At 35.4% G+C, this 20375-nt stretch carries 22 protein-coding genes; 14 read left to right on the top strand and 8 right to left on the bottom strand.

From position 1 onward, the window contains the following. The 3 genes from FNJ88_RS07625 to FNJ88_RS07615 all read left to right on the top strand — a co-directional run bounded on the left by FNJ88_RS07625 (position 1) and on the right by FNJ88_RS07615 (position 3430). Positions 1-654 carry a phosphatidylserine decarboxylase family protein gene (locus FNJ88_RS07625; RefSeq protein WP_143852609.1) on the top strand — a complete coding sequence of 218 codons (654 nt, stop codon included), beginning with the start codon at positions 1-3 and terminating at the stop codon, positions 652-654. Positions 655-757: 103 nt separating this feature from the next. Then, entirely contained in the window at positions 758-1297 is a 540-nt protein-coding gene (locus FNJ88_RS07620) for a hypothetical protein (RefSeq protein WP_143852608.1), read from the top strand. Positions 1298-1300: 3 nt separating this feature from the next. Then, a complete protein-coding gene (locus tag FNJ88_RS07615) occupies positions 1301-3430 on the top strand; it encodes a cation:proton antiporter (RefSeq protein ID WP_143852607.1) in 2130 nt (709 codons plus the stop codon). Positions 3431-3505: 75 nt separating this feature from the next. Here FNJ88_RS07615 and FNJ88_RS07610 read toward each other — a convergent pair whose 3' ends face one another. Continuing rightward, complete coding sequence (locus FNJ88_RS07610) at positions 3506-3823, bottom strand: bacteriophage spanin2 family protein (RefSeq protein WP_143852606.1); 318 nt, start codon at positions 3821-3823, stop codon at positions 3506-3508. Positions 3824-3886: 63 nt separating this feature from the next. Further along, positions 3887-5101 (bottom strand): aminoacetone oxidase family FAD-binding enzyme, encoded by a 1215-nt coding sequence (locus FNJ88_RS07605; protein WP_143852605.1) that lies wholly within the window; start codon positions 5099-5101, stop codon positions 3887-3889. 246 nt (positions 5102-5347) lie between these two features. Between FNJ88_RS07605 and FNJ88_RS07600 the strand changes: the two genes are divergently transcribed. Beyond that, positions 5348-5890, top strand: coding sequence for an acyl-CoA thioesterase (locus tag FNJ88_RS07600; RefSeq protein ID WP_143852604.1), 543 nt, complete (start codon positions 5348-5350; stop codon positions 5888-5890). Positions 5891-5921: 31 nt separating this feature from the next. Next, positions 5922-6977, top strand: a complete 1056-nt coding sequence (gene thiL / locus FNJ88_RS07595; RefSeq protein WP_143852603.1) for a thiamine-phosphate kinase — start codon at positions 5922-5924, stop codon at positions 6975-6977. Between the two features lie 76 nt (positions 6978-7053). Here the strand turns inward: thiL and rpmA are convergent, their stop codons facing one another. Together rpmA and rplU are read right to left on the bottom strand one after the other, a co-directional pair. Beyond that, positions 7054-7311 carry a 50S ribosomal protein L27 gene (gene rpmA / locus FNJ88_RS07590; protein WP_143852602.1) on the bottom strand — a complete coding sequence of 86 codons (258 nt, stop codon included), beginning with the start codon at positions 7309-7311 and terminating at the stop codon, positions 7054-7056. Between the two features lie 26 nt (positions 7312-7337). Then, a complete protein-coding gene (rplU, locus tag FNJ88_RS07585) occupies positions 7338-7766 on the bottom strand; it encodes a 50S ribosomal protein L21 (protein WP_143852601.1) in 429 nt (142 codons plus the stop codon). A gap of 176 nt (positions 7767-7942) precedes the next feature. Here rplU and FNJ88_RS07580 point away from each other — a divergent pair, with 176 nt between their 5' ends. Together FNJ88_RS07580 and FNJ88_RS07575 are read left to right on the top strand one after the other, a co-directional pair. Beyond that, positions 7943-8827 (top strand): metalloprotease, encoded by an 885-nt coding sequence (locus FNJ88_RS07580; RefSeq protein ID WP_143852600.1) that lies wholly within the window; start codon positions 7943-7945, stop codon positions 8825-8827. Between the two features lie 116 nt (positions 8828-8943). After that, positions 8944-10047 (top strand): acyltransferase family protein, encoded by a 1104-nt coding sequence (locus FNJ88_RS07575; protein WP_143852599.1) that lies wholly within the window; start codon positions 8944-8946, stop codon positions 10045-10047. Between the two features lie 19 nt (positions 10048-10066). Here FNJ88_RS07575 and FNJ88_RS07570 read toward each other — a convergent pair whose 3' ends face one another. Beyond that, a complete protein-coding gene (locus FNJ88_RS07570; protein WP_143852598.1) occupies positions 10067-10303 on the bottom strand; it encodes a hypothetical protein in 237 nt (78 codons plus the stop codon). A gap of 154 nt (positions 10304-10457) precedes the next feature. On the opposite strand from FNJ88_RS07570, the gene FNJ88_RS07565 reads away from it, so the two are divergent. From FNJ88_RS07565 to FNJ88_RS07555, 3 genes are all read left to right on the top strand, one after another. Beyond that, positions 10458-11036 carry a tRNA-(ms[2]io[6]A)-hydroxylase gene (locus FNJ88_RS07565; RefSeq protein ID WP_143852597.1) on the top strand — a complete coding sequence of 193 codons (579 nt, stop codon included), beginning with the start codon at positions 10458-10460 and terminating at the stop codon, positions 11034-11036. A gap of 73 nt (positions 11037-11109) precedes the next feature. After that, the gene (locus tag FNJ88_RS07560; RefSeq protein WP_143852596.1) at positions 11110-11730 is read left to right on the top strand and encodes a DUF502 domain-containing protein; all 621 of its coding nucleotides are present in this window, start codon (positions 11110-11112) and stop codon (positions 11728-11730) included. Between the two features lie 92 nt (positions 11731-11822). Beyond that, entirely contained in the window at positions 11823-13199 is a 1377-nt protein-coding gene (locus tag FNJ88_RS07555; RefSeq protein ID WP_143852595.1) for a tryptophanase, read from the top strand. Between the two features lie 121 nt (positions 13200-13320). Here FNJ88_RS07555 and FNJ88_RS07550 read toward each other — a convergent pair whose 3' ends face one another. Continuing rightward, positions 13321-14268, bottom strand: coding sequence for an isopenicillin N synthase family dioxygenase (locus FNJ88_RS07550; protein ID WP_143852594.1), 948 nt, complete (start codon positions 14266-14268; stop codon positions 13321-13323). An 83-nt stretch (positions 14269-14351) separates the two neighbouring features. On the opposite strand from FNJ88_RS07550, the gene menD reads away from it, so the two are divergent. Continuing rightward, positions 14352-16022, top strand: a complete 1671-nt coding sequence (gene menD, locus FNJ88_RS07545) for a 2-succinyl-5-enolpyruvyl-6-hydroxy-3-cyclohexene-1-carboxylic-acid synthase (RefSeq protein ID WP_143852593.1) — start codon at positions 14352-14354, stop codon at positions 16020-16022. Between the two features lie 4 nt (positions 16023-16026). Here the strand turns inward: menD and FNJ88_RS07540 are convergent, their stop codons facing one another. Both FNJ88_RS07540 and FNJ88_RS07535 read right to left on the bottom strand, forming a co-directional pair. Continuing rightward, entirely contained in the window at positions 16027-16653 is a 627-nt protein-coding gene (locus FNJ88_RS07540) for an aminotransferase class IV (protein WP_143852592.1), read from the bottom strand. Next, positions 16637-17614, bottom strand: a complete 978-nt coding sequence (locus FNJ88_RS07535; protein WP_228414498.1) for an aminodeoxychorismate synthase component I — start codon at positions 17612-17614, stop codon at positions 16637-16639. The genes FNJ88_RS07540 and FNJ88_RS07535 overlap by 17 nt, the downstream gene beginning before the upstream one ends. A gap of 56 nt (positions 17615-17670) precedes the next feature. On the opposite strand from FNJ88_RS07535, the gene FNJ88_RS07530 reads away from it, so the two are divergent. From FNJ88_RS07530 to FNJ88_RS07520, 3 genes are all read left to right on the top strand, one after another. Continuing rightward, positions 17671-18399 carry a hypothetical protein gene (locus FNJ88_RS07530; RefSeq protein ID WP_143852591.1) on the top strand — a complete coding sequence of 243 codons (729 nt, stop codon included), beginning with the start codon at positions 17671-17673 and terminating at the stop codon, positions 18397-18399. A gap of 62 nt (positions 18400-18461) precedes the next feature. Then, positions 18462-19205 (top strand): beta-carotene 15,15'-monooxygenase, encoded by a 744-nt coding sequence (locus FNJ88_RS07525; protein ID WP_143852590.1) that lies wholly within the window; start codon positions 18462-18464, stop codon positions 19203-19205. A gap of 81 nt (positions 19206-19286) precedes the next feature. Beyond that, positions 19287-20369, top strand: coding sequence for an AI-2E family transporter (locus tag FNJ88_RS07520; RefSeq protein WP_143852589.1), 1083 nt, complete (start codon positions 19287-19289; stop codon positions 20367-20369). Positions 20370-20375: the final 6 nt, after the last annotated feature.

Genomic DNA, 20375 nt, shown 5'->3' with positions numbered 1-20375 from the left:
ATGAAACTTCATAAAGAATCCAAAGGAACAATTACTGTAGCAAGTATTGCTTTTATTATCATTGCCCTTTTATCTGTTTATTACCTTGAAATATGGGGTCTCGCAATTATTATCCCTCTCTTGCTTGTTTACGGATTGGTATTTTGGTTCTTCCGGGTACCCAATCGGGATATTTTGGATCATAAAGAAAATGTGATTGCACCGGTAGACGGAAAAGTAGTGATGATCAAAGAAGTTGAAGAAAATGAATTTATTAAAGGTAAAGCAATTCAGATCTCAATTTTCATGTCCCCACTGAATGTTCACATCTGTAGATATCCTGTGTCCGGCAATGTTATTTACAAGAAATACCATCCTGGGAAATACTTGGTTGCCTGGCATGAAAAGTCTTCCACGGAAAATGAAAGAACAACAGTTGCGGTAGAAAGTTTAACACATCATCAAGTCGTATTTCGACAGATTGCGGGATATGTGGCCAGACGGATCGTAATGAAATGCACCGAAGGTGATGTTGCAAAAGCCGGACATGAATTTGGATTTATAAAATTTGGTTCAAGGATGGACGTCTTTTTACCAATAGACACAGAAATTACTTGCAAAATCGGAGATAAAACGAAAGGTGGAATTGATGTTATTGCAAAAATGACCGAATAAGTAAAAGTGAAAATACTACGAGAACAAATCCCGCATTTTATTATTCGGGATTTTTTTTATATTTTTAAGGGTAACCCAAATAATAATAATAATAATAATAAAAATGAAATATAGTATTATACTTTTTTTAAGTTGTTTCTTATTTGCTACTTCATGTGACAACCCGGAAAAAGAGAAACAACTTAATCAGAGAGAATCAGAACTTCTTACGAGAGAGCAGGATTTGGTGGCAAAACAACAGGAATTTGCTCAACTTGAAGCCTTACGTGACAGTATTGAAAGCCTCCCCGATTCGATCAGTACCAATCATATCCCAGCCTCTATTATTGGTAAATATAATGGTAAGATGGTGTGTACTGAATCGGACTGCTCGGAAAATGTTATTGGCGATCAAAGAAATGATATTTGGGAAATTTCTGCTGACGGCGTAAAGATTACCAATAAAACTGGAGGTGAAAAATTTTACAGTGGCGAATATTCTAATGCCGAGCTAAACCTTAAATCAGATAAAAGTGCTGGCACTTCAGAAATCATATTGCAAATGCCAGATCCTAATGGCAATAGAATTAAAGGCAGTCGAGAATTAAAGCGCGAAACCTGTACTTCTAAATTCTCGATTGAATTAGAAAAAATCAAAAACTAAATTATGTTCACGATTTTAAAAGTGTCCCATTTCGATCTTCCACTGGAAGATCCAGTTCTGAAGTTTTTGGTCGTTTTGATAATCATTCTGTCCGCACCTTTACTACTCAACAAAATTAAGGTTCCTCATCTATTAGGCCTCATCATCGCTGGCGCCATCATTGGTCCGAATGGATTTAATATCCTTACACGAGACAGCAGTATTGTAGTCACAGGAACTACCGGGCTCCTTTATATTATGTTTCTTGCCGGTCTTGAAATCGATTTGGCCGAATTCAAAAAGAATAAGTGGAAAAGCTTGGGTTTCGGAGGTTACACTTTTGTAATTCCCTTTATGTTTGGTATCGCTGCTGCTCATTTTATTTTACATTACAATTGGCTAACCTCCTTTCTATTTGCAAGTATATTCTCATCGCACACTTTAATTTCATATCCTATAATTAGCAAACTGGGAGTTGTAAAAAATCGTGCTGTTAATATCACAGTAGGCGGAACCGTTATAACAGATATCCTTGCGCTACTCGTTTTAGCAATCGTAGTAGGTATGACAACTGGCGAAGTTAATGCTGCGTTCTGGACTCAACTTTCCGTTGGGATCATTGTATTTGCTGCTGTCGTCCTTTTCGGATTTCCAATCGTAGCGAGATGGTTTTTTAAAAAAGTTCAGGATAAAATTTCACAGTATATTTTCGTACTGGTCATGATCTATCTCGCAGCATTGTTAGCAGAACTCGCAGGAATTGAAGCGATCATCGGCGCCTTCTTAGCTGGTCTGGCTTTAAACAAGCTTATTCCACACACGTCTTCCTTGATGAACCGAGTAGAATTTGTAGGAAACGCCATCTTTATTCCCTTCTTTCTGATCAGTGTAGGAATGTTAATTGATTTCACGGTCTTCTTTAAAGATTTCGAAACAATCAAAGTGGCTGTTCTGATGATTTCAATTTCTATTGGTGGGAAGTATTTAGCCTCTATTGCTACTCAGAAAACCTTTTCTTACACCAAAGCAGAAGGCGGAATTATATTTGGACTAAGTTCTGCTTCAGCAGCTGCAACCTTAGCAACTGTTATGGTTGGATATAATATTATCCTGGGAGAAAATGATTTGGGTGAACCAATCCGACTACTTGATGAAAGTGTGTTGAATGGGAGCATTCTTCTTATTTTGATCTCCTGTACTATTTCCTCTTTTGTCACCCAGAAAAATGGCGAGAAATTAGTAAAAGCGGATAACGAAAATACAATCGCTGATACTAATCCCGAAAAGGAGAATATTTTACTTGCGGTCAACCATTTAAACACAGTAGAACCTCTAACTAATCTGGCACTTTTAATAAGATCAAAAAACAAAACTGCAGGGCTATATGCGCTCAACATTATCAATGAAGAGAAAAATGACTCCTCTAAAAAACATGCAGAAGCATTACTCCATGAAGTTGTAAATATTGGAGCGTCAGCAGATGTCAATATTACGCCACTTACACGATACGATACCGATTTAATTGAAGGAATAAACAATGAAATAAAGGTGAACGGAATTACTGACCTTATTATCGGGATCAACCACGAAAAAGGTTTCTCACCTAGCTTCGTTTATAATTTATACAGTGGTTACTTGAATAACAGCCTTGCGGATGTACTCGTCTACCAAGCATCACAGCCAATTGCAACGATTCAGAAATACGCCGTTATCATTCCAGAGAATGCTTCTCAAGAACCTCGCTTTTTCCATTCCTTATTAAAGGTTTGGAATATTGCCAGAAATTCAGGTGCAGAAATTGAGTTTTATGGAAATGATGCGACGGTCAAAATGATTGAGAAGATTAAAAACAAATCAAATATAGAGGCCCGTTTTATTATTTTTAATGATTGGAATGAACTGCCAAAAGTCTTTGGTAAAATGAAAGATAACGATGCGCTTATTTTATTTATGGCACACCGCAAAATGGCATCCTATGTGCCTCAAATGCAACAAATTCCTAACCTACTGAATCAGCATCTTCGTGAAAAGAATTTCCTTCTGATATTTCCCAGCAATCGAAATGAAGTAGATTATACAAAAGATACCAGAGATATTGGGAATGCCAGCGATTTTATAGAAATCGGAAATATTGTAGGAAGACTTTTTAAATAGACTACAAATAATACTATATAAAAAAGGAGCAAACCTATTTTGGAATGCTCCTTTGTTTTATTAAGGAATATAAAATTAAATAGGGACAAAAATTACAGCTGCAAGAGCAGCCAGCGCAAGAGCGATAGATGAAAGCAAATCTAATTTTTTCGCTTCACGGATATCACTTTTCTTAATAATTACTTCTTCCCCACTTTTTAGTTTCCCATAAATAGCTTCATTATCTTGTCTTAGAACTTCTACCTTCACTATTTTTGCATCATTTGTTTGGATCGTATATTTTTGGTACAATTCAATTGAATTATTCTGAATAGGTTTCTGTATACTTACTACTCGGGTCTGACAAGAAGTTAAAAAAAGAAGTACTATGAGAATCAGATATATTTTTTTCATTATTTTTATATTTGTTCAAATTTAATAAATTAATTGTTTACTGAAAATATAGTTTTAGTAAACTTAAAACATCTTGCTATTTAAATCCTCAGCAATCAGCCAGGCTTCACTCCAGCAAGCCTGAAAGTTGAAACCGCCTGTAACTGCATCAATATTTAAAACTTCACCAGCAAGGTAAAAATTCGGTAAAATTTTCGATTGCATTGTTTTGAAATCTATTTCTTTCAATTTTACCCCACCAGCAGTTACAAATTCATCCTTGTACGTAGATTTTCCGCTTACTTGCATTTTGTTCGAACACAGAAATCCTACAATTCTGTGAAGTTCTACCGTAGAAATATTGGAGATGTTTTTATCTAGATCTACTTTGGATAACCAAAGAATTCTGTGCCAGAATCTATTCGTCACGTCAAATATTTTAGCTTTACCAATCGTCTTTTTAGGATTATCTTTCCGAAAATTAACAAACAGCTCTACCGCCCGTTCTACATCTATTCCTAAAAAATTAATAACAATTTGAAACTGGTATTTAAGTTCCGCCAACTCCCGTGCTTTCCAAGCTGAAAGTTTTAAAATCGCCGGACCAGATAAACCCCAATGGGTAATGAGCATCGGTCCGGATTCATCCATTTTTAGTTGAGGAATGAATACCTCCGCACTTGGGAAACTGGTTCCCATCAAGTCTTTTAAAGTTTCATTTTTGATATTAAATGTGAATAAAGAAGGTACCAAACTAACAATGGAATGACCAAGCTTTTGGATGAGATTGAGTGATTTTGGGGAACTCCCAGTCGTGTAAACTACGAAATCCGCACGGTAAGTCTCTGTATTACTCATGATGATGTATTGATCTTCATCACGTTGAATATCTAAAACGACTGATTTCGTTTTAACTTCAAAAGTCTTGTTTTCAACCTCGGAAACAAAAGAATTAATAATCGTTTGCGAGGAATTGCTTTCAGGGAATATGCGATTATCCGCTTCGATCTGTAAAGAGACCTTTCGTTGATCCAGCCATTCCATCATATCGCCCGGTTGAAATTTGTGAAATACACTTAGTAGTTCCTTATTCCCTCTTGGATAAAACTGTACGAGTTCTTTTGGATCAAAACATCCGTGAGAAACATTACATCTGCCTCCTCCCGAAATTTTTACCTTCTGCAAAACATCCGAATTTTGTTCTAAAATAATTACATCAAATTTGGTTTCATCCAGGTTAGCTGCGCAGAAAAAGCCTGCTGCACCGCCGCCGATAATGATAATCTTTCTTTTTGTCATAACGTAATTACTGAATCATCAATTTAAATAGTAAAAATCTCCTTAGAATTTCCTCTAGCTGATTTGCAAAAATACCATTTTTCTAACCCATGATTAATGCTTAATTTTGAAAATTATTAATAATACTTCAACTGAAGTAAAACTTGCGCCCCGACTTGAACGGAAATCTTTTTTTTTGTATTGGCCTAAGCGTGCCAAAAAAGATGGAGAGTGAAGGCGGAAATTGGCGTCCTAAAAATCATAAAAATGTCAGATTATCATTACAAATTCGAGGTACGATGGAGCGATATTGATGCAAACCGTCACTTGGCTAATTCGTCTTATGTAGAATATTGCGCTCAAACGAGAATGGCATTCATGAAAACCCATAAAATGGGACTTAAGGAATTAAGCTATTGGGGGATCGGTCCCGTAGTCCTGCATGAAAGGTATTCATTTTTCAAAGAAATCTACGCAGATCAGACCGTTTTTGTTACTGCACAAATTTCAGGGATGTCCGAAGATGCGAGCATTTACCAATTCGTGCATAAATTCTATCTCCCGGACGGAACACATTGTGCAACTGCAGAAGCAACTGGTGTTTGGATTGACACAATGTTAAGAAAATCTACCACTCCACCTGATGATGTCCTGGAAGTGTTGAACGAATTTAAAAGCGAGAATGTAAAAACTCTAACCAGACAAGATCTTAAAGATTTACCTTTTAAAGCTGAAAATATTGAAGCCTTCCATAAGCACAACACCTTCACCTGGAAGAAGGATAAAGATGAAAAGCCTACTGAACAGTAATCCAATTTCCCTTATTCATTAAATAAAAATTATGTTAGAAGATAAAAATCCCGAGTTAACCCCAATTTCCGTATATGGCGAATTTGGGTTAATTAAACACCTTACCGAAAACTTTAGTTTTGAAAATTCTTCTACCGAAATTTCAATTGGTGATGACTGTGCGGTCATTAATCCTGAAGGTCAAAAAGTAGTCATAACCACCGATGTCTTAGCAGAAGGCGTTCACTTCAATTTGGGATATGTTCCTTTAAAGCACCTTGGTTATAAGGCGGTAGCTGTAAATCTCAGCGATGTTGCAGCGATGAATGCAAAACCAACACAGATCTTAGTTGCGATTGCTGCCTCTAATCGTTTTCCCGTTGAAGCACTTGAAGAGATTTATGTAGGAATATCCTTAGCATGCAAACACTATAAAGTTGATTTAGTTGGTGGAGACACGACCAGTTCTAACTCTGGCTTAGTGATTACCATTACGGCTATTGGACTAGAAGAATCCGGGAATATTGTTGCCAGGAGTGGCGCAAAACAAAATGATCTTTTGGTAGTAACCGGAGATCTGGGTGGCGCTTATATGGGTCTGCAAATTTTGGAGAGAGAACATTCGGTATTTTTAGCCAATCCTAATATGCAGCCTGAAATGGAAGGTTTCGATTATATCTTAGAACGACAGCTGAAACCAGAGGCGAGAACCGATATAAAAGCAATTTTAAAAGTATTAGATATTCAACCAACCTCTATGATCGATGTATCTGATGGATTATCTTCGGAAACACTTCATCTGTCTGATCAAAGTAAAGTTGGTTTCCGAATTTATGAAGAAAAAATCCCAATGGATTCTTTAACCATAAGTACGGCAGAAGAATTTAATTTAAATCCTGTGATGTGTGCATTAAATGGAGGCGAAGATTACGAACTGCTTTTCACTATTTCACCGACTGACTTCGAGAAAATTAAAAACCATCCTGACTTCACTATTATTGGTCACGCTGTTGATTTGCAACAGGGGAATTATTTAGTTGCACGAGGAAGCGGGGAATTGATCGCTCTGAATGCCCAGGGCTGGGATGCGTTTCTTAATAGAGGATAAAAGATTACAAATAAAACCACAAAAAGTCCCAATCGAATGATTGGGACTTTTTTATTTATCAAAAACGCTTTTTAAATTATGCGTTCGGTTCAATAGATACAAACGATCTGTCGTTTTGTTTTTTTCTGAAAACTACTTTTCCGTCGATCAAAGCGTGCAATGTGTGGTCTTTACCCATTCCTACGTTTTCACCAGGATGATGTGTTGTCCCTCTTTGTCTCACGATGATGTTACCGGCGATAGCGTCTTGTCCTCCGAAAATCTTAACACCTAATCTCTTAGAATGCGATTCTCTACCATTTTTGGAACTACCAACTCCTTTCTTATGTGCCATTTTATTTTAAGGTTTTTTGGTTAAAATTATTCAGCAGTTTCGCTGTCTGATTTTTTCGTTGTTTTTTTAGCTACAGGAGCTTCTTCAGAAACTGCCGCTGCTTTTTTAGCTTTCGGTGCTGCTTTTTTCTCTTCTTTCTTATTATCGAAACCAGTGATTCCAGTAATTTGAATTTGAGTTAAAGATTGTCTGTGACCGTTTTTCTTTTCGTATCCTTTTCTTCTTTTCTTTTTGAAGATGATTACTTTATCAGCTTTCAGGTGATTGATGATTTCAGCATCTACGGTGATACCACTTACAGCCGGGGCGCCAATTGATGTAGAACCGTTTACAGTAAGAAGAACTTTATCAAAGGAAACTTTCCCTCCTATCTCTCCTTTCAAACGGTTTACAAACAACTTCTGGTCTTGCTCAACTTTATATTGAAGCCCTGCTATTTCTACAATTGCAAACATTGTTTATAAATTTTGTTAGTTATTTCGAGGTGCAAAGATAAAAAATATTTTCATATTACGGTCCATTTTTATAAAATATATCCAAATCGATAAAATTCACAAATAATCATGATAATTTGGTATTTGTTAGATTTTTTTTATACATTCGCTAACTTAATAACACAAATTATAAGTTTATGAAACAAACATTCACAAAAGCCATTTTTGCTTCGGCAATTTTAGGACTTGCATTCACGTCATGTAACAGTGACAGAAACATCGAAACAGCAACAGAAGAAACCGTAAGTTCTGCTGCATTGGAACAACCAGGTGAAGTAGAAGCTACTTGCGCCTATGTTGATGGAAACTGGTCAAATAATGCAGTATTAAAAACTGGATTAACCAATTCTTCTGACACCAACTTTATGAATAGTCAGATGACTAAAATTGCAAGATTATTTGGACGCAGCAATCCTCTATTGAGATTTGTAAGCGATTCATATAATCAAAACACTACTTACAACGCAATTTCTTATTCATCAGGTAAAATTTATTACGGTTACGCAATCTATTATGATGCGAAATCTAAAGGTGGGGACATTGTAAACGCAATGATTTTAGCACATGAGTACGGACACCAGTTACAGTACATCTACAATTTACCAAGTGTAACCGAGTACACTGCTCGTCCAAACGAATTGGAAGCTGACGGTTTTGCAGGTTATTATTTGAGAAGACCAGCTGGTTACAACCAAAGTTCATTTGCTGCAATCGCTTCTGCTTACAATTTCGCAAGCAGCATTGGAGATTACAATACAAACAGCCAAGGACACCACGGTACTCCTAATCAAAGAAGATCAGCAGTACGTTTAGGATTCTTATTAGGTGAGTGGAATCTTTCTGCAAGTGATTTTGATTATAACTTCTTCTATTACTACAACGGAGTTTTAAACGGAAGCTACAAAATGGCTAAAAATGACAAATTCCCTGAGATCGATGCGAAAATGAAAAATCATTTGGAAGAGCTTAGACAAATTCAAACAGGAGAAATTTCTGCTGAAGAATTTAACAATCTAAAATAAGTTCTAATTTATTTAATACTATTAGGGTAAAGCTTTCGCTTTACCCTTTTTATTTCCCCTAAATCTAAAAAATAATCGAAACTTTATTTAATTTTACCCAAATCTAAATCGTAAAAATGAAAAGAGATCTATACATTGACTTTTCCAAAGGGTTCGCCACGCTTTCCATTATTTTTATACATACCGTTTATTGGTCAGGCCAATTTTATGTCCCTACGGAACTAAGAATTCTTTCTTTACTAATAGATGTTCCTTTATTTTACGCTTTAAGTGGGCTGACTTCAGGAAACAATATCGAAAAAACTCTTTACCGACTCTTGAAACTACAGATTACCTTTATGATTTTCGTTACTTTCCTTTTTTTTCTCGATTATCTGTTTAAAGTTTTCGGATTAAATGTCTTTGGATTGGACTGGATGAAAAATTTCTACTCAACTTTCGGCACTAAATACGTTCCCAAAAACATTTCAAATATTCCACAGTGGCAAAATCTCGGCAACTGGTATCTGCATCAATATACGAACGCAGATACTTTCCCAGTTGTTATGGGCAGCTTCTGGTATTTAAAAGTGTATTTTATTCTGACTGTATTTGGTGTTTTAATTTTAAGGTTTTTCTCAAAACATATTAGCTGGTTTATCGCAGTCTGTTTCGGACTGACTTTCATCTTTAATGCCTTCCCACAATTTTATCCATCGGGTCAAGTAGGCTATGTTGCTTTTTACTTAGGATTATTTTTGGTCGCACATCAATTAAAAGGAAAGAAAATTCCGACTAAATGGGTTCCTATTATATATGGAGTTTTAGTATTGATCTTTATCTTCCTGTTCTGGAATTATGGCAAGGAACTGTTTCTTAAAATGAACAAAGCTAAATTTCCACCGAAATTACTTTATATTTTTTGGTCTGGTTTTTCGCTGCTCACTTTATTTGTATTATATAACCGCGTTAAAATCACCAAGAATAACTTCCTAACTTATATTGGCAAAAATGCCATATTCTACTATTTTGCTCAAGGAATCAGCTCCTCAATGGTTTATTTTCTTGTTGTTCCTTTAAAAGATGAGCTTCCGTGGGGAATTTTAGTAATTGTCATTTTTGCAATTAACATTCTGCTGGCAGTCATTATTGCAGAAGGATTAAAGAAACTAGATTCAGTAAGCTGGAAATTTCTTGAATTTTTACGTAAAAAAACCACTTCGGAAAACCAAAGCAGTTAATTTTTTTTAAATAAAAAGATTAGTCTCTCCTATTTCCTCTCGCAATAACCGCAATTAAAATAATTAAAAGCAAAGCTCCAACTACCCAATATAGTGGATTTGTAAACCATTCCTCTGTAGTTGTCGTTTTTGTAGTTGTTACATCAACATTTAAATCAGGAGCTTTCTCTTGCGCAAATGCAATTATACCAAAGAAAAATGTTAACATGAAAATGCCCAACTTTTCTAATCTGTTTGATAATACTCTAGTAATCATAATAGTTTATTTTTTTATGTTGTTTTCAATTACTCAATATTTATGCCAATAGCATAATAAACCATCAAACATAAGCGCTAAATTTTAGCATTATGGCAAACTTAATCTAACCTGACGACTGCTAATAATTTGCTTAAATTTACAAAAAATTACAATGTTTAAACTCAGACTCTTAACCGATCCCCGCTGGGCAAATATTGCGGAAGGCAATTTGGAAGAAATATTAACCGATCATGCATGGTGTGAGCAGAAAGCGACCACCAACGCCATCACTATTATCACCATGTGTCCGGAATATCCGGAAATAGTTACGGAGCTTTTAAAAATAGCGCAAGAAGAGTTAGAACATTTCCAGCAAGTTCACGAAATTATAAAAAAGCGGGGATATGAATTCGGCAGAGAAAGAAAAGATGATTATGTAGGACAATTGTTTAAATTTATTGTGCAGGGAACCCGAAAAGAGTACATTATCGACAGAATGCTTTTCGCGGCAATGATCGAAGCCAGAAGCTGTGAGCGTTTCCGAGTCTTAACAGAGAATATAAAGGATGAAGAACTAAAAACTTTCTATAAAGATTTAATGATTTCTGAAGCGGGCCACTATACCACTTTTATCGGATTCGCACGGCAATTAGGAGACGTTGAAAAAGTAAATGCACGTTGGGAAGAATGGCTGGATTATGAAACAGAAATTATAAAATCGTACGGAAAGAAAGAAACCATTCACGGTTAATTTTATTTAAAATAAGTTCTAAATTTCCCTATTTTTGCCATTCTATAATTAATGATTGATAGAATCCCTGACGATGACTAAAAAACAGTTCGAAAAAATTTTAAATACACTGGCAAAATCCTTTTTTCAAGGCTTGCTAATTATTGGACCGTTTGCACTTACCGTTTGGATCATCTGGTATATTGTTTCGAGTATAGATAATATTATACCTTCTCTATCAGAACAATTCTATCCGGGAATTACTTTTTTAATTGTCATTTGTTCTACCACCTTAATCGGATACGTGGGAAGCAAATTTATTTTAGGACGGGTGATTGTGGATAGTTTCGATTATCTGCTGGAACACACTCCTGGGATAAAATTCATTTATACCTCACTGAAAGATGTAATGACTTCATTTGTTGGTGACAAGAAGAAATTCAACCAACCGGTTTTGATTAAAACTTCTAATGATCCAGATGTTTGGCGCATCGGGTTTCTAACCCAAAGCGATTTATCATCTGTTGGTTTTCCTAATTACGTTTCCGTATATCTACCTCATTCTTATGCTGTTTCAGGTTGGGTTGTCTTTGTTTTGGCAAATAATATCGTTATTTTGGAGAATGTAAGTGCCGCACAAGCAATGAAATTTGCAGTAAGTGGCGGTGTTGCAGGTTTTCATTCTGATGATAATGTTTTCAAGGCTCCTGAATGATATTTAATAATTAATTGTTAGCGAAGAATAAAATTATTTTTTGTATTCTTCTTTTTTTAGAAAAATTATTAAAACGTCATTAATCCTATATTATGAAATTACCATACGCAGAACCATTCAGAATTAAAATGGTTGAAGAAATTCATCAATCTACCAGAGAAGAAAGAGAACAATGGCTAGAAAATGCCAACTACAATTTATTTAATTTGAAATCTTCTCAAGTCTTCATCGACTTACTAACAGATTCCGGAACGGGCGCAATGAGCGACCAACAATGGGGAGCAATGATGACCGGTGACGAAAGTTATGCAGGTTCCAAAAGTTTCGACCAATTACACAATACCGTTCAGAATATTACTGGATATAAATATTTACTACCAACACACCAGGGAAGAGCCGCTGAAAATGTGTTATTTTCTGTGTTGGTGAAAGATGGAGACGTTATCCCAGGGAATTCCCATTTTGATACCACCAAAGGACATATCGAAATCAGAAAAGCCCATGCCATCGACTGTACGGTTGATGAAGCTTTTGACATTGAAGATCCGCACCTTTTCAAAGGAAATATAGACTTAGAAAAATTGGAAGCAGTTTACAAAGCGCATCCAAAAGAGAAAATCCCTTTTTGTTTAATCACAATTACGTGCAATTCGTCAGGCGGACAACCTGTTTCTTTAGAAAATATGAAAGCAGTAAAAGCGCTTTCCGATAAATATGGGATCCCTATCTTTTTTGACTCTGCGCGATTTGCGGAGAATGCTTATTTCATTAAGATGAGAGAGAAAGGTCAAGAAAACAGAACTATTAAAGAAATTGCAAAGGAAGCCTTTTCTTATGGTGTGGGGATGACTATGAGTTCCAAAAAAGACGGGCTGGTAAACATCGGTGGATTCATTGCGCTTAATGATGCCGAGATTTATAAGAAAGCTTCTAATTTTACCATTATTTTTGAAGGTTTTATCACTTACGGTGGGATGGCCGGAAGAGACATGGCTGCTTTGGCTGTTGGACTAAACGAAGCAACCGAATTTGAATATTTACAAAGCCGGATCTCCCAGGTAGAATATCTTGGCAATAAATTGATTGAATTCGGAATACCCGTTCAAAAACCCATCGGTGGACACGCAGTTTTCATTGATTCTTTAGGTTTCTTACCTCATATTCCAAGAGAAGAATATCCTGCACAAACTTTGGCAAACGAAATTTATAAAGAAGCTGGAATCCGAACAGTAGAAATAGGAACTTTATTGGCAGACAGAGATCCTGATACTCGCGAAAACCGCTATCCAAAATTAGAGCTTGTTCGTCTGGCAATCCCACGCAGAACTTATACTAATAATCACATGGATTATATTGCGGCTGCGATTAAAAACGTGTATGACAGAAGAGATGAAATTAAAAAAGGATATCATATTGTTTGGGAATCTGCAATCCTAAGACATTTTACAGTACAACTGGAGAAAGCTTAAACATTGCAAATCCGTATGTTACCCATTTGATAGCCTAGGTAATAACTTACCAATCATTTAAAATGAAGCCGTCTCAAAATAAAATTTGAGACGGCTTCCTGTTATGTAAGTAAGAATAATTTTATTTAATTAACCCTAACTCTACCAATCTTTCGTGCAGAAACTCTCCTGCTGTAGTATCCTCATACAGTTTCGGATTGTTCTCATCTACACAGTTCTCCAAAGCATTCAGTGGCATTTCACTTACCGGATGCATAAAGAACGGAATTGAATACCGAGATTTTCCCCAAAGTTCACGTGGCGGATTTACCACTTGATGAATGGTCGATTTCAACTTATTATTGGTATGGCGCGATAGCATATCTCCCACATTGATCATCAATTCGTCCGGTTGTGCAATCGCATCTATCCATTCTCCTTCATGATTTTGAACCTGAAGGCCTTTCCCTTGAGCACCCATTAAAAGAGTGATTAAATTAATATCTCCATGCGCGGCAGCACGAACTGCGTTGTCCGGCTCCTGCGTAATCGGCGGATAATGAATGGGTCTCAGAATAGAGTTTCCTTCTGCAACATATTTGTCGAAATAAAACTCATCTAAACCAAGATGAAGTGCCAAGGCTCTCAAAACATAAATTCCAGTTTTCTCTAACATTTTAAAAGCTTCCTTTCCTACCAAATTGAATCGAGGATTCTCAGTAACTTCTACATTATCAGGATATTCATTTGAATATTTAGAACCTTCTTCCAAGAACTGTCCGAAATGCCAGAATTCTTTTAAGTCACCTTTTTTGAAACCTTTGGCGGTTTCTTTTCCAAATCCAACATAACCACGCTGTCCACCAATTCCGGGAATTTCGTAGTTTTGTTTCTTCTCTACGGGCAAATCAAAGAACTGTTTTACTTCGCCATAGAGATCATCCACCAACTTGTCATCCAGAAAGTGTCCTTTCAGGGCAACAAAGCCGATTTCTTCGTATGCTTTTCCGATTTCATTTACAAATTTTTGTTTGCGTTCCGGGTCACCCGAAAGGAAATCACGCAAATCCACGCTTGGGATCTGTTTCATATTATTTGATTAAGAATTCAGTGGTAAATTTAAGATTTTTAAGATTAAAATTATGATTAAATTTGCCATAATCAATTCAGACTATGAAACAATACTCTTCAAAACGAAGCATTCAAATTTTAGCACATCTTTTAAAAGAGTATGGGATTTATGATATCGTTATATCCCCGGGATCACGTAACGCACCCTTAGCCATTCATTTTTCAGAAACTGATGAGCTGAATTGCTACAGTATTGTAGACGAAAGAAGTGCAGGTTTCGTAGGACTGGGAATGGCAAAAAGCATCAAAAAGCCAGTTGCAATAACCTGTACCAGTGGTTCTGCCGCTGCAAATTATTATCCTGCAATGACGGAAGCTTTTTACCAAAACACTCCCTTATTGATCTTAACTGCGGATCGACCGATTGATTATGTAGATATTTTCGATGGACAGACGATTCGCCAGAAAGACCTTTATCAACAACATTCTTATGGAGATTTCCAATTGCTGGAAGATTCGGCGGATAATGCAGGCGACGAAAATTTTGCAATCATCAAGAAAGCAATTGAAGTTTGTTTTGAAAAACAGGGCCCAGTTCATATCAATATCCCTTTGGAAGAACCATTGTATCAAATGGTTTCAGAACTGCCAAATTTTCCATCTTTAGAGAAAACAATTCGCGAAACGACTTTCGAATTATCCCCCAATTTAACTGCAGAATGGAATACGTCTAAAAGAATCATGATCCTGATCGGCACTAGAGATTATAGTGAAGAGCTAGAGATGCAGTTATCTCAACTAGTTAAAAATCATAGCGTTGTTGTTTTAAAAGAAGCAAATTCAAACATCAAACACGACAAGTTTTTTTCACATATCGATCGATATATTTTTAATTTTAATGACGAGGATTACAAAACCTTCGCACCCGATCTGCTGATAACCATTGGACAAAACGTGGTTTCCAAAAAGATAAAGCAGTTTCTCCGAAAAGCAAGTCCAAAAAATCACTGGCACATTCATGAAGTCTGGCACCCGGATACTTTTTTCTGCTTAACTGAAAAAATTAAAACTACACCGGAAAAATTCTTTGCCAAATTATTAAAGAATATCACTTTGGAACCAAGTGCCTACTTTAATTTATGGGACATTTTGAGAGATAAAAGAGATTTAAAACATACTGATTACTGTCTGCAAACCAATTTTTCTGATTTTAAATTATTTGAACTATTATCGGAAAAACTTCCCGAAAATATTAATCTGCATATCAGTAATTCGTCAGCAATTAGGTACGCCCAACTATTTGATTTTCCAAGAACAATTGGTATTTTCTGTAATAGAGGGACCAGCGGAATTGATGGTTCCACATCGACTGCGATGGGATTTGCCATGAAAAATGAAAGGCAAACCGTATTGGTTACTGGCGACGTAAGCTTTTTTTACGACATCAATGGTTTATGGAACAACTATATTCCGCCGTACACCAGAATTATTATTTTTAATAACGGTGGTGGTGATATTTTCAACATTATTCCAGGACCAAGTTCTACAAATGCTTTAGAAGAATTCATTTTGACCAAACATCACAAAAATGCTGAACATTTAGCCCAGCATTTTGGTTTTTCTTACACCAAAGTAGATGATGAAGAAACATTACTTCGTATACTCGATAATTTCTTCAAACCGGATGAAAAGGCAAAGATTCTGGAAGTTGATACCTCTACCGTCGAAAATGCAGAGGTGCTTAAAAATTATTTTGAATTTTTGAAATCTTAATTAATTAAAGTTCAATTGCATCAGGTCGCGAAGGTAAATTCTTAATTCTTTCCAAAGGATAAATAAACATATCATCGAAATCATTCATAGCGTTGATGATTTGGAAATGAGAATATTCGTTTAAGTTTTGTAAGGTAATTTCTGCTTCTTTAATCTTTTTGGATTTTAGTAAATGCTGTCTTTGGACTCCATTCAATAAATAGGTATTTGGGGTAAACCAATCCTTCCCTTTTTTAAATAAAAGATTAGAAAACGAAGTGTCCGTAATATGATTGTTTTTAACAATGATAATTTCGGAAGCTTTTGACAGAATCATCATTTTTTCAAGTTCTTTTCTATCTTCAAACTTGAATGAATAATCATAAGAATTATTTTCAACCAATTTAAAATCAGAAATTTCCGAAATCGCGTAGGGAATCATTTGGGTTCTGACGTTTCCTGTTAAATCGTAAGTGATCTTCAATTTGTAAAGACCATCTTCATCATGTTCCAGATTTTTAAAAATATTTTCTAAATTAATGGCTTCATCTTTGCCAAAATTGGCAAAGGTATCATTGACCCTTTTCTGATGCTGCTCAAGCAGAAATATCTCTTTATCTTCAACTTTGATGCTTTCAATGAATTGGGACATATATTTTATTTTTCATTTCTTGATATTCGTCGGCAAAATTACTCAAATGGGTGATTCCACCACCACTTTTAAAATAAAGTTTCCTATTTTCTTTTTCGATGAACCTAATCATTACGCAAGAGTCTAGTTTCTCACCATCATACCAACCACAAACACCTGTGTAGAAACCTCTCTGGTAAGTTTCCGCCTCTAATACAATCTCTAAAGTTTTAGGTTTGGGTGCACCAAGAATGGATCCTGCCGGAAGTAGGGTTCTCATGATGCTTCCAACTTTGCTTCTAAATTGGGGTTTCAGTTTTCCCGATATCTCAGAACTCATTGCGTATAAATTTTTCTGTTTGGTCTTTATAAAATCAATTCTTTGGAACTCGTTCACTTTTACCTCATCTGCGACCATGCTTAAATCGTTACGCAACAAATCAACGACCGTGTAATGTTCGGCTTTTTCTTTTATGTCATTTTTTAAAACTTCCACTGCATTTTCCTTAGATGCATCAATCGTGCCTTTCATTGGATGGGTGAAAATTTCATTATTAACAATCTCTACAAAAGTTTCAGGCGAAAAAAAAACAAACTGATCCTGATACAAAACTTTGTATTTTGCTTTAGATAAAAAGAAAATTTCTTTTAAACTCAAATTAATTTCAATCTCTGTTTTGCAGGTGTAATTTGTTAAGTAGGAATTCCCTAGCTTTAAGTTATGCTGTACTTTATCAAATCCTTCTCTATAATCAGTTTTGCTGATTGGATATGATTTCATCTGAACATCCGTTATTAACGCATCTTGAGGCTTCACATTTTTGTAATTCTGAAAATCAACAAATATATTTTTGTCTATCAACTCAGATTCAGTATAAACCTCCACTTTTGTTCCTAAAAAATCTACCATGAAAAAGAAAGGGACTTTCTGTTGAGAAAGTTCATCCATTCTATCAAAGTTGGAATAATCACTTTTTAGCATGGCGCAAAAATACTCAATTTAGAATTTAATCTTAAGGATTTACCTATTTTTGCAACATGGAAAAAAACTATGCTCAAAAGGCTGGCTTGGAACAAATTCTGAAAACAGCATTTTTTTATTGGAACAAAACTTTATTCTATCAAGTCGCATTTAGTTTACTTTATTTTTCCCTATTCTTTTTGGGTTATTTTTATCTTTTTAGATATTTCGGTCTTTGGGACCAAGTGAGCCAACACAGTGAATTATTTAAAACTGATTTTGCTGCTTTCAATAAAAAGATGGAAGAAATTGCGCTCTTACCGCAAACACAAGGTTTCGTACTTGGAGTATTCTTTCTTTCCGCAATTGTAAACCCTTTAAATGTTGGATTTTATAAAATTTACAGAAAAATTGACCTCAATGAAAAGGTAGAAATGAATGATCTCTTTGCGGGTTATCTCGGTTTTGATTTCTTTAAATTTTTTGGCTTTTATTTATTCTGGATTATCATTTTCTCCTATGCTAACTCGTTGATCCTATTAGGTTTTGTTTGGATTTTCCTAACGCTGTTTTGTGTTCCGCTGATGTTTTTTATGAACGTAAATACCTTCCAGGGAATTAAATTAACGTTCACAGGACTAAAGCAGGATTTCACCACAATTGTTGCCGCTGTAATTGTAGGCGTTCTCTTCAGTCTTGCCGGATTGCTGTTGTTTGGATTTGGTTTTCTGTTCACTTTCCCATTCTGGCATGCGATCATTTATACCCTTTACCAGCATATTTTTAAAGAAAACATTCAAAAATAATTTTTAAGTGTTGACCATATTAATTATTAATGATAAATTTGGAAACATTAAAAAATAAAACTATGGATACTTTTCAAGAATTTGATCAACCAACAGGCCCTGAAAAATCAACAGGAGCGATAATCTCACACGCATTTGAAATGTACAAGGGAGTATTTATGTATGCGGTAGCTGCAGTAATCCTCGCAGTTGTTATTTCATTTGTTGTTTCGCTAATTATTCAACCAATTTCGGGAGTTAATTCCAACGATATGCTTGAAGAACTTAAATCATCACCCGAAACATTTTCTACAAATATGTGGTCGATCCCTGGGATTAGAACTTATTATGGTCTTTCTGGACTGGTAAGCCTACTTCTTACGCCAATTTATGTTGGAATTATTTATATGGCGAATAAATACAATCTGAAAGAGCCTATGAGCTTCTCTGATCTATTTATTGGATTTAGACAAAATTTTGTTAATATTATAATTTATACTTTAATTTCAAGTATTATATTAGGAATTGCGTTTACGTTGTGTGTTATTCCGGGCTTTTTTGTTTTGCCTTTCTTTATGTTAGGTTACCCGATTTTATTATTTGAAAACGCAAGTTTCTCTGAGGCCATCAGTAAATCATTTTCTATAGCAAAAAATAATTACGGTACTTTTTTAGGTGCTTCACTTCTTGGATTCTTAATTAGCATCGCTGGAATTTTCCTTTGTGGAATTGGACTCGTTTTCACTATGCTATTTTTGATGATCGTAATGTATTCACTTTATTGTGCTTACTGTGGTAGACCAAGACCTATTGTAGTTAATAAATAGAAATTTCTTCACCGTAATTTCAAGAATAAATGTACATTTGAAAGCAACGGTTTTTACCGTTGCTTTCTTTAATTATTCATTATGCCAAATAAAGTAAATCAGATCAGTGAAACAAAAATTAAACAAGTTTTTTTACTTGCTGTAATTATTGTGTTAGGAGGGCTAATTTGTTTCCATCTTGCCCTATTTATTCCTGCAGTTTTGGGAGCCATTACCTTATACGTCATTACCAGGAAATACAATCTATATCTACAGGATCAAAAAAAGTGGAAACCTTGGGTATCATCATTGGTCATCATTGTAGGATCATTAATCATTCTTATTTTGCCTATTTACTTCATTGGAGATCTTTTAATAGAAAAGCTAGGAAATGCATCTGCCTATATGGATAAATTCAATATTTTTATTGATAAGATTCATGACTATATCTATTCAAAAACAAATATTGATATTTTAAGTAAGGACAATCTCACGAAACTGAAAGATAATGTTGCGAAATACTCTACATCAGCGCTAAGTGGTACTTTTAATACCCTTACCGTGGTAGCTTCGATGTATTTTATTCTATACTTCATGCTAGAGAAGCCCCATTTATTCGAAAGACTTCTACAAAGTTCTGCACCACTAAAACGTGCAAATGTTAATTTACTGGGAGAGAAAATTCGTAAAATGGTTCTTGCGAATGCAATCGGTATTCCCGTTGTAGCGATAGGTCAAGGAATTATTGCGGTTATAGGATATTTCATTTTTGGGGCACCAAGTCCTATCCTACTTTTTGCATTAACCTGTGTTGGATCTATGTTACCTATTGTCGGAGCAGCTGTCGTCTATTTGCCGGTCTGCATCTTTATGATCGCAGAAGGACAAATGGGACCTGGGTTAGGACTTGCTGCATACTGTCTAATTGCAGTTGGCTTAACTGATAACTTACTGCGGTTTACTTTATTAAAAAAGCTCGAAAATATTCACCCGCTGAATACCGTTTTTGGAATCATCATGGGAATTAATTTATTTGGATTTATGGGATTGATCTTCGGCCCCATTCTTATTTCCATTACTGTTTTGCTCATTCAGGTATATCGTGATGAATTTGCAAACGAGGAGCGAGATCTAATTATGCCTGAACCAAAAGAAATTGAAGAAAAAATAGACCTTTCCATTTAATATAAA

The organism is Chryseobacterium sp. SNU WT5, from assembly GCF_007362475.1.
GTDB lineage: Bacteria > Bacteroidota > Bacteroidia > Flavobacteriales > Weeksellaceae > Kaistella.
This window is presented reverse-complemented; position numbering and strand designations above follow the sequence as displayed.

Excerpts from the sequence above, each read along its gene's own strand:
- FNJ88_RS07605 (WP_143852605.1), bottom strand. The coding sequence starts at position 5,101 with ATGACAAAAAGAAAGATTATCATTATCGGCGGCGGTGCAGCAGGCTTT.
- FNJ88_RS07615 (WP_143852607.1), top strand. The coding sequence starts at position 1,301 with ATGTTCACGATTTTAAAAGTGTCCCATTTCGATCTTCCACTGGAAGAT.
- menD (WP_143852593.1), top strand. The coding sequence starts at position 14,352 with ATGAAACAATACTCTTCAAAACGAAGCATTCAAATTTTAGCACATCTT.
- FNJ88_RS07540 (WP_143852592.1), bottom strand. The coding sequence starts at position 16,653 with ATGTCCCAATTCATTGAAAGCATCAAAGTTGAAGATAAAGAGATATTT.
- FNJ88_RS07555 (WP_143852595.1), top strand. The coding sequence starts at position 11,823 with ATGAAATTACCATACGCAGAACCATTCAGAATTAAAATGGTTGAAGAA.
- FNJ88_RS07530 (WP_143852591.1), top strand. The coding sequence starts at position 17,671 with ATGGAAAAAAACTATGCTCAAAAGGCTGGCTTGGAACAAATTCTGAAA.
- FNJ88_RS07560 (WP_143852596.1), top strand. The coding sequence starts at position 11,110 with ATGACTAAAAAACAGTTCGAAAAAATTTTAAATACACTGGCAAAATCC.
- FNJ88_RS07525 (WP_143852590.1), top strand. The coding sequence starts at position 18,462 with ATGGATACTTTTCAAGAATTTGATCAACCAACAGGCCCTGAAAAATCA.
- FNJ88_RS07535 (WP_228414498.1), bottom strand. The coding sequence starts at position 17,614 with ATGCTAAAAAGTGATTATTCCAACTTTGATAGAATGGATGAACTTTCT.
- thiL (WP_143852603.1), top strand. The coding sequence starts at position 5,922 with ATGTTAGAAGATAAAAATCCCGAGTTAACCCCAATTTCCGTATATGGC.
- FNJ88_RS07520 (WP_143852589.1), top strand. The coding sequence starts at position 19,287 with ATGCCAAATAAAGTAAATCAGATCAGTGAAACAAAAATTAAACAAGTT.
- FNJ88_RS07565 (WP_143852597.1), top strand. The coding sequence starts at position 10,458 with ATGTTTAAACTCAGACTCTTAACCGATCCCCGCTGGGCAAATATTGCG.
- FNJ88_RS07620 (WP_143852608.1), top strand. The coding sequence starts at position 758 with ATGAAATATAGTATTATACTTTTTTTAAGTTGTTTCTTATTTGCTACT.
- FNJ88_RS07550 (WP_143852594.1), bottom strand. The coding sequence starts at position 14,268 with ATGAAACAGATCCCAAGCGTGGATTTGCGTGATTTCCTTTCGGGTGAC.
- rplU (WP_143852601.1), bottom strand. The coding sequence starts at position 7,766 with ATGTTTGCAATTGTAGAAATAGCAGGGCTTCAATATAAAGTTGAGCAA.
- rpmA (WP_143852602.1), bottom strand. The coding sequence starts at position 7,311 with ATGGCACATAAGAAAGGAGTTGGTAGTTCCAAAAATGGTAGAGAATCG.
- FNJ88_RS07625 (WP_143852609.1), top strand. The coding sequence starts at position 1 with ATGAAACTTCATAAAGAATCCAAAGGAACAATTACTGTAGCAAGTATT.
- FNJ88_RS07580 (WP_143852600.1), top strand. The coding sequence starts at position 7,943 with ATGAAACAAACATTCACAAAAGCCATTTTTGCTTCGGCAATTTTAGGA.
- FNJ88_RS07610 (WP_143852606.1), bottom strand. The coding sequence starts at position 3,823 with ATGAAAAAAATATATCTGATTCTCATAGTACTTCTTTTTTTAACTTCT.
- FNJ88_RS07570 (WP_143852598.1), bottom strand. The coding sequence starts at position 10,303 with ATGATTACTAGAGTATTATCAAACAGATTAGAAAAGTTGGGCATTTTC.
- FNJ88_RS07575 (WP_143852599.1), top strand. The coding sequence starts at position 8,944 with ATGAAAAGAGATCTATACATTGACTTTTCCAAAGGGTTCGCCACGCTT.
- FNJ88_RS07600 (WP_143852604.1), top strand. The coding sequence starts at position 5,348 with ATGTCAGATTATCATTACAAATTCGAGGTACGATGGAGCGATATTGAT.